Below are 6,175 nucleotides of genomic sequence, written 5' to 3'. Positions count from 1 at the left end.
AACGGCCTCAACGTCATCACCGCACTCCGCGACGCCATCACCGGAAACCCCTGGCTTCCAACCAGCCCCGCAACCACCTGACTAGTTACCACTGTTTCTCACTCACGACCGCCTTAGCCGACCGCGCGGGTGAACGGAGCGAAGCGGAGTGAGGGGTCGCCGGGGAGCAGGCGGCTGTGCAGGACCAAGCGAGGCGCCAGAGCGCCCGGAACCAACCCCCGTTCGCGGACCCACTCGATGAGGCCAGGGAACCGGAAGTCCGGGTCCACCCGGACTTTCCCCGGCACCGACCGCGCCACCCCGCGGATCAGCGCCCTCGCCTGCTCCTCCGACTCCGCGACCACCGGGCCGATTACCGTCACGTGCCCGATGTCCACCCCGAACGCGAAGCCGCCGTCCACCACGAACGGCGTCCCCAGCCGTTCGAGCAGCGGCCGCCGGTCCACGCCCTGAGCGAGCAGGTCCAGCGCGAGGACGTCGGACAACGAGCCCGGCGAAGCACCCGGCCCACCATCGTCGACGAAAGATCCGACATGGCCCTGGCACCCGCCGTCGACCACGAAACCCATCGACTCGTACAGCGGCCGGCCGTACGTCGACGCGTGCAGCAAGACCACCCGGTCGCCCGCCGCCGCAAGCGCTTGCGCGGTGATCGCCCGCCCCAGCCCCTGCCGCTCGTAGCGGGGCGCGACCAGCACCATCGAGATCGACGCCACCGAACCAAACGTCACGAGCACACAAGAGGCGGCCAGCCCGGAGTCGTCCGGCGCGTCCACCCCGAACACCTGCCCGACGTCGTGCAGCAGCGTCCACTTCGGTGGCTCGCGCGGCCACGACCGGGATTCGGCCAGGTCGGAACAGGCAGGGAGATCAAGAGCATCCAGGACGCGGATCGGCGGGAATGCCCTCATCCGACCGCCTGCATCGCCGGGGCGAAGCGCATCGCCGCGTCGCCGGGCAGCGGGCCACGTGCCATGAGGGGCACGGTCCGCACCGGCGCGATCCCCGCGTCCTCCACCGCTGCCCGCAACGCCTTCGCGTGCACCCCGGCGTCGACCCGGACCGGGCCGCCGGCCGCGCGGGCGGTGTCGACGGCGAGCGCGCATGCCATGGCCTCGTCCTCCGCGACGACCGGGCCGATCACCGTCCCGACGCCGTGGTCCGAGGCGACGGCATACCCCGCCACCGCGCCGTCGCACTCGAAAACCCTTACTTGGCCGAGGAAAAGCCGGTCCAACAGCGACGTCCGGGCCACGCCCCAAGCCCGCCGGTCCAGCGCGCGGATCGCCGCGTGGTCGTCCGGCGTCGCCGCGCGCGTCGCCGGCGAAGGCGTGCCGGACGCTGTCCCGCGGCAGGTCACGACCCCGCCCGTCGCCGCAAAGCCGAGCGATTCGTACAGCGGCCGTCCAGCCGGTGTGGCGTGCAGGAAGACCGTACCGTCCCCGGCCTCGTCGAGCAGGTGGGTCAGCACCTGACGCCCGAGCCCGCGTCGTCCGAACCGGGACGCCACGAGCACCATCGAGACCGCCGCGATATCACCGAACTTCGTCAGGACCGCGCAGGCCGCCAGCGAGTCGCCCACACGAATGCCGTACGGCTCGCCGATCGCGAAGAGCAGCCGCCACTTGACGTCCTCGCGCGGCCAGTCGCGGTCGAGTGCCAGCTCCTGACATTTCGGCAGGTCAGCGGCCTGAAGCAGAGTCACGGCGGACTGGGTGACGGTCACCCTTCCGAGCCTAGGGACGCGATCAACCGGTTAACGAGCGTTGCCTACGCCACACGCGAAGTGACTTGCAAGTAGCTAAGCTCCCGGGAATGAGCAGTGCGACGGAGCCGCTCGGGACGCCGCCCGAGGACGAACCGGACATTCACACCACGGCCGGCAAGCTCGCCGACCTCTATCGCCGTTATGACGAGGCGGTGCACGCGGGCTCGGCCCGCGCCGTGGAGAAGCAGCACGCCAAGGGCAAGAAGACCGCGCGGGAACGCATCGAGCTGCTGCTCGACGAGAACTCGTTCGTCGAGCTCGACGAGCTCGCACGGCACCGCTCGACCAACTTCGGCCAGGAGAAGAACCGGCCCTACGGCGACGGCGTCGTCACCGGCTACGGCACCGTCGACGGCCGCCCGATCTGCGTCTTCAGCCAGGACGTCACCATCTTCGGCGGCAGCCTCGGCGAGGTCTACGGCGAGAAGATCGTCAAGGTCATGGACCTGGCGATCAAGACCGGCCGGCCGATCGTCGGCATCAACGAAGGCGGCGGCGCGCGCATCCAGGAAGGCGTCGTCTCGCTCGGCCTCTACGGCGAAATCTTCCGCCGCAACGTGCAGGCGTCCGGCGTCATCCCGCAGATCTCGCTGATCATGGGCGCGAACGCGGGCGGCCACGTCTACTCCCCCGCGCTCACCGACTTCGTCGTGATGGTCGACGAGACCTCGCAGATGTTCATCACCGGCCCGGACGTCGTCAAGACGGTCACCGGCGAGGACGTCACCTTCGAGGAGCTCGGCGGCGGCCGCACCCACAACACGAAGTCCGGCGTCGCGCACTACCTCGGCAACGACGACGAAGACGCCATCGCCTACGTCAAGGAACTGCTCTCCTACCTGCCGCAGAACAACCTCTCCGACGCGCCGGTGTTCGAGGCGGTGACGTCATCGGACGCTCCGGCCGGCTTCTTCGACGACGTCACCGACGCCGACCGTGAGCTCGACACGCTCATCCCGGACTCGCCGAACACCCCGTACGACATGCACGAGGTCATCAACCGCGTGGTCGACGACGGCGAGTTCCTCGAGGTGCACGAGCTGTTCGCGCCGAACATCATCGTCGGCTTCGGCCGTGTCGACGGGCAGAGCGTCGGCGTCGTCGCCAACCAGCCGACGCAGTTCGCCGGCTGCCTCGACATCGACGCGTCCGAGAAGGCCGCGCGGTTCGTCCGCACCTGCGACGCGTTCAACATCCCGGTGCTCACCTTCGTCGACGTCCCGGGCTTCCTCCCGGGCACCGACCAGGAGTGGAACGGCATCATCCGCCGCGGCGCGAAGCTGATCTTCGCCTACGCGGAGGCCACGGTCCCGCTGGTCACGATCATCACGCGCAAGGCGTTCGGCGGCGCGTACGATGTCATGGGCTCCAAGCACCTCGGCGCCGACATCAACCTCGCCTGGCCGACCGCGCAGGTCGCGGTGATGGGCGCTCAGGGCGCGGCGAACATCGTCCACCGCAAGACGCTGGCGAACGCGGCGAACGAGGGCAAGGACGTCGACGCTTTGCGCGCGGAGCTGATCGAGCAGTACGAGGACACGCTCCTCAACCCGTACGCGGCGGCCGAGCGTGGTTATATCGACTCGGTGATCGTGCCGGCGCACACCCGCGGGCACGTCGCGCGCGCGTTGTCGCTGCTGCGCAACAAGCGCGAGTCACTGCCGCCCAAGAAGCACGGGAACATCCCGCTGTGAGCAGCGACGAGAAGCCCCTGCTGCGGGTGGTGCGAGGAAACCCGAGCGACGCCGAACTGGCGGCGTTGACGGCGGTCGTCGCCGCGGCTTCGGCCGCGAAGGCGCCCGAGAAGCCGAAGCCGCGTACGTCGTGGTGGGGCGATCACGCCGCTTCGCTGCGTAAGCCGCTTCACCCCGGCGAAGGTGTCTGGCGCGCTTCGGGGTTCCCCAGCTGACTCCTCAGCGCTGAACGGCGTCGAGGAACACGGTCGGGACCTCGTTCTCGCGCACGACCGTGCCGAGCAACGCGGCGAGCCGGTCACGGTCCGGGATGCTCAGGCCCGCGGCCAGCTCGTCGACGCGCCGGCAGGTCGCCGCGTAGAAGTCCTCCGCCAGGTCGCGGCCTTCCTCCGTCAGCACGACCTGCACCGCGCGCCGGTCGTCCGGGTCCGGCTCGCGGCGCACGAGCCCGCGCCGGACCGCGCGGTCGACCAGCCCGGTCAAGCTGGACTTCTCGAGGCCGAGCGTCGCGCCGAGGTCGCCCATGCCGTACGGCCGGCCCATCAGCACGCACAGCAGCTGTCCTTGCTGCACGGTCAGCCCGTACGCGCGGGCCGACTCGGCGTAGACGGCGTTCACCAGGAACGACGCCCGCACGAGCCCGGCGACGACGCCGAGGTCCTCCCCGTGTTTCCCCATCGCACCAGCCTACTTCGCGACGGCTTCCCGCACGGCGGGCACGATCTCCCCGGCCCAGCGCGCGGCGGCCGTCTCGTCGGGAGTGCTGCCACCGGGCCCGAACAGCACGAACCCGGCGGCGCCGTGCTCCAGGACCGCGCCGGTCAGCTCCTCGATCCACTGCGCCGGCGAGCCGCCGATCCAGCGTCCGTCGTCGGCGCGGGTGTTCCGCAGCGGCTCTTCGCTGATCCGGCCGGGGAAGTTGTAGACGGTCGCGATGTCGGAGGGGTCGCGCCCGGCGTCGATCGCGGCTTTGTCGATGATCGGCCTCGAGGTGCGGTAGCGCTCGCTGAGCCAGTCGGCGGCGTGGCCGGGCATCCACCCGTCGGCGACGCGCCCGGTGACGGCGAGCGACTTGGGCCCGACCGAGCCCGTCCACACCGGCGGCATCTTCTCCGCGGCCGGTTCCAGGGCTGTGACCTGGTAGAACTCGCCGTCGAACGTGACGGGGTCGCCGCCTCCGCCGAGCAGTTTGACGAGCCGGATGCCCTCTTCGAAGGCGCGGACGGCCTGGCCGGGGGTCAGCTTGGTGAACCCGAGCCGCGCGATGTCGTCCCAGAGCCCGCCGACGCCCATCCCGAGCACGATCCGGCCGCCGGTCAGGGCGCTCAACGACGTGACGGTGCGGGCGAGCATCGACGCCGGGCGCGTCGGCAGGTTGGTGACGCTGACCAGGCCGGAGATCCGTTCGGTCCGCCCGAGCAGGACCCCGATCTCGGCGTAGGCGTCGAGCCGGTCGGCGTGGTACGGGTGATCGGACACGGTGAGCAGATCGAGCCCGGCGCGGTCAGCCTGGACGGCGAGCTTCAGGGTGTCTGGTACCGCGGCGACCGCGGTGGACACTCCGATGCCGAAGTGCGTCATGATTCCTCCCAGTGTTAGTTCGTGCTACGAACCGACTATACATAGTTCTTAGCACGAACTACAAAGGAACGCTAACTCGCCATGTGCCGACGGGCTCGCATGACGAGCGCTTCGGCCCGCGCGCTTGAACTCGTCCGCCGTAGCCGAGGTGTGGCTGTAGCCGGCCTTCGTCTTCAACCCCAGCAAGGCGCGAAGGGCGCGACTCGCCTCCGTGTCCACAACGCATCGCCCGCGATACCCGCGTGCACGCAAAGAGTCACGTACGCGTCCCCGATCTCGCTGGGGTCCTGTTCGTCGGCGAGGTCGCGCACGAGGCCCGCCACTTCCCAGAACTGCTCCGCCTTCGCAAGGCGGCCTCGCAGCACCTCGGGACTACATCTCTTCGTGCGCACTTCAGCTCTTTCTCTTCCGGATCTGCCCGGCCAGCCAGGCGTGACGACCGGCCACGGTCAGGCCATCTCGCAGGACGTCGGCCAGCACCGGCTCGTCGCGGCCACGGGCCGCGACCTCGGCCACGGTGAACTCGAGGATCCGGGCGTCATTGCCCGTCCACCGGGAAACATCGGCAGCCAGGCCGTCGACCTGAAGGACCCAGCGATCTTCGTCCACACTGTCCGGCCGGACCAAGAGCAGGTCGATGTCGCTCTCGGCGACCATGGAGCCGCGAGCGGCCGAACCGAACACGGCACCGTACTGCGGCCGAACCTGCCAGGCCGCCAAGGCGGATTCGATCCGCTCCAGCAGCTTTCCCCGCAGATCCGACAGTCCGATGATGTGCTCCGCGGCGAGATGGTCGCGGTTGAGCCGGTAGGCGAAAGCATTGCCGACCCGGTCGGCGTGCACGACGCCCTGCCGGACCAGCCGTTGCAAGACCTTCCGGATCCCCTCTTCCGAGCGCTCACCCAGGACCCGGTGCAGCTGACCGGTCGTGAACGTCCCGTCGAAGCCGGCCAGGACGCCCAGCACATCGCCGTCCAAAGTCGGAGTCACCGTGGCCAGCGGCCTGTTCAGCTCCATCGCCCTCGCCCGTATTTTAGTACGCTTATACCAACTATAGTACGGGTCGATCGCCAGGGAAAATCGGTTTCCGCAGCCCTGGCCAGCGGCTAACGTAGGTCTCGCCCGGTGCGGC

At 69.6% G+C, this 6,175-nt stretch carries 8 protein-coding genes; 2 read left to right on the top strand and 6 right to left on the bottom strand.

Features of this window, described 5'->3' with window-relative positions; all coding sequences use genetic code 11:
• Nucleotides 1-113: 113 nt before the first annotated feature.
• The gene (locus QQ657_RS42635) at nucleotides 114-911 is read right to left on the bottom strand and encodes a GNAT family N-acetyltransferase (RefSeq protein ID WP_284748061.1); all 798 of its coding nucleotides are present in this window, start codon (nucleotides 909-911) and stop codon (nucleotides 114-116) included.
• The gene (locus QQ657_RS42630) at nucleotides 908-1,726 is read right to left on the bottom strand and encodes a GNAT family N-acetyltransferase (RefSeq protein WP_284748060.1); all 819 of its coding nucleotides are present in this window, start codon (nucleotides 1,724-1,726) and stop codon (nucleotides 908-910) included. Before QQ657_RS42630 ends, QQ657_RS42635 begins: the two co-directional genes overlap by 4 nt.
• Before the next feature lie 89 nt (nucleotides 1,727-1,815).
• Here QQ657_RS42630 and QQ657_RS42625 point away from each other — a divergent pair, with 89 nt between their 5' ends.
• Together QQ657_RS42625 and QQ657_RS42620 are read left to right on the top strand one after the other, a co-directional pair.
• A complete protein-coding gene (locus QQ657_RS42625; RefSeq protein WP_284748059.1) occupies nucleotides 1,816-3,462 on the top strand; it encodes an acyl-CoA carboxylase subunit beta in 1,647 nt (548 codons plus the stop codon).
• Nucleotides 3,459-3,677 (top strand): acyl-CoA carboxylase subunit epsilon, encoded by a 219-nt coding sequence (locus QQ657_RS42620; protein ID WP_284748058.1) that lies wholly within the window; start codon nucleotides 3,459-3,461, stop codon nucleotides 3,675-3,677. The genes QQ657_RS42625 and QQ657_RS42620 overlap by 4 nt, the downstream gene beginning before the upstream one ends.
• A gap of 4 nt (nucleotides 3,678-3,681) precedes the next feature.
• On the opposite strand, the gene QQ657_RS42615 is transcribed toward QQ657_RS42620, so the two are convergent.
• From QQ657_RS42615 to QQ657_RS42600, 4 genes are all read right to left on the bottom strand, one after another.
• Entirely contained in the window at nucleotides 3,682-4,140 is a 459-nt protein-coding gene (locus QQ657_RS42615; RefSeq protein WP_284748057.1) for a MarR family winged helix-turn-helix transcriptional regulator, read from the bottom strand.
• Nucleotides 4,141-4,149: 9 nt separating this feature from the next.
• Nucleotides 4,150-5,043 (bottom strand): LLM class flavin-dependent oxidoreductase, encoded by an 894-nt coding sequence (locus tag QQ657_RS42610; RefSeq protein WP_284748056.1) that lies wholly within the window; start codon nucleotides 5,041-5,043, stop codon nucleotides 4,150-4,152.
• Between the two features lie 173 nt (nucleotides 5,044-5,216).
• Nucleotides 5,217-5,435, bottom strand: a complete 219-nt coding sequence (locus QQ657_RS42605) for a hypothetical protein (protein ID WP_284748055.1) — start codon at nucleotides 5,433-5,435, stop codon at nucleotides 5,217-5,219.
• 1 nt (nucleotide 5,436) lies between these two features.
• Complete coding sequence (locus QQ657_RS42600; protein ID WP_284748054.1) at nucleotides 5,437-6,060, bottom strand: nucleotidyltransferase domain-containing protein; 624 nt, start codon at nucleotides 6,058-6,060, stop codon at nucleotides 5,437-5,439.
• Nucleotides 6,061-6,175 lie beyond the last annotated feature (115 nt).

Origin of the sequence: Amycolatopsis ponsaeliensis (genome assembly GCF_030182635.1) — a bacterium.
GTDB classification, from domain to species: Bacteria; Actinomycetota; Actinomycetes; order Mycobacteriales; family Pseudonocardiaceae; genus Amycolatopsis; species Amycolatopsis ponsaeliensis.
This window is presented reverse-complemented; position numbering and strand designations above follow the sequence as displayed.

Excerpts from the sequence above, each read along its gene's own strand:
- QQ657_RS42610 (WP_284748056.1), bottom strand. The coding sequence starts at position 5,043 with ATGACGCACTTCGGCATCGGAGTGTCCACCGCGGTCGCCGCGGTACCA.
- QQ657_RS42615 (WP_284748057.1), bottom strand. The coding sequence starts at position 4,140 with ATGGGGAAACACGGGGAGGACCTCGGCGTCGTCGCCGGGCTCGTGCGG.
- QQ657_RS42635 (WP_284748061.1), bottom strand. The coding sequence starts at position 911 with ATGAGGGCATTCCCGCCGATCCGCGTCCTGGATGCTCTTGATCTCCCT.
- QQ657_RS42600 (WP_284748054.1), bottom strand. The coding sequence starts at position 6,060 with ATGGAGCTGAACAGGCCGCTGGCCACGGTGACTCCGACTTTGGACGGC.
- QQ657_RS42625 (WP_284748059.1), top strand. The coding sequence starts at position 1,816 with ATGAGCAGTGCGACGGAGCCGCTCGGGACGCCGCCCGAGGACGAACCG.